The organism is Thalassospira sp. CH_XMU1420-2, from assembly GCF_037029325.1.
Lineage (GTDB): Bacteria > Pseudomonadota > Alphaproteobacteria > Rhodospirillales > Thalassospiraceae > Thalassospira > Thalassospira povalilytica.
This window is the reverse complement of the sequence record NZ_JAYMEG010000061.1, coordinates 1-1,022: the sequence shown is the minus strand read 5'-3', so window position 1 is coordinate 1,022 and position 1,022 is coordinate 1. Positions and strand designations below refer to the sequence as shown.

Sequence of the window (1,022 nt, the reverse complement as noted above, 5' to 3'; positions counted from 1 at the left end):
TTGAAATCGTTGGTCGGCCCCGCCTTGATCGCGGCAATCAGGGCATTGCCGTCTGCCGGCAAATCGGTGATGGCGTAATAAGTGATTGTATTTCACGATCTTGCTCTGCTCATGCCTGAGGTTTGCGCTGATCTTCCCACCGTTGGCAAAAAACAACCAGCGCGCAAATTCGTTGAACTCTTCACTCTTACATGTGGCGGCCTGAATCGTCCTCCGCAGGTCAAGGTCGGTAACATAGTCCAGCAAAAACATGGTTCTGACGACCCTTCCCAGTTCCCGAAATGCAAAGTACAGCTTATTCTTGCGGTTTTTGGTGCCAAATCGCCTGAGAATGGTCGACGCGGTGATCTTGCCCGTTTTTACCGACATGGCGGTCCTCATCATATCGGGGTAATGCGTCTGAATGAGCTCCCACCGAATGGGATCGCTGAATAGCGATTGGATATGCTGTAACACCAGTCCCCTGTCTGACTTGTAGAACGTTAGGTCTTTGATGTTGCGGATGCGAGGCATCAGTTTAATGCCCAGCAGGGAGGCCAACCCGAACACCGGCGTTGACTGCGCCTGAGTGTCGCCGTGCACGGTATCCGGATTGAAGTCGGATTTGTCGTTCAAGAGACCATCGAGAATGTAGATGGCCTCGTAAACACCGCACGGAATGAACCGGCTGAACAATGCAATATAGGTATCGGAGACATGGTAGTAAGCGATACCCCCGTAACTGCCGTATCGCAGATGGTATTCAGACAGCAGATTGTCCTCGTACAGGTCCCAAAGCTTGCCATCAGCAGAAACGCTGTTGCCTGAGCCCCAACACTCAATTAGGCCGTACTTCTTGTAAGCGTTGTTGACCTTGGCGATGGCCTTATCAAGGCGCTCTTCGGTCGTCCTTTTGAGACTGATCCAGGCGATCTGTTTGCGGGATATGCCTTTCACTGACCGGGCCGTTTCTGTCGGTCCGATGTTGGTTCCGTAGCAGAACAACGTCAGGTGGTGCGTTGCTGCCCATGAGCCAGCCCGCA

Annotated in this window: 1 protein-coding gene; it reads right to left on the bottom strand. The window is 52.7% G+C overall.

The features are described 5' to 3' along the window. Window positions 1-1,022 (bottom strand): transposase (locus WA429_RS21260; protein WP_336107912.1); only part of this gene is annotated, 1,022 nt, incomplete at both ends.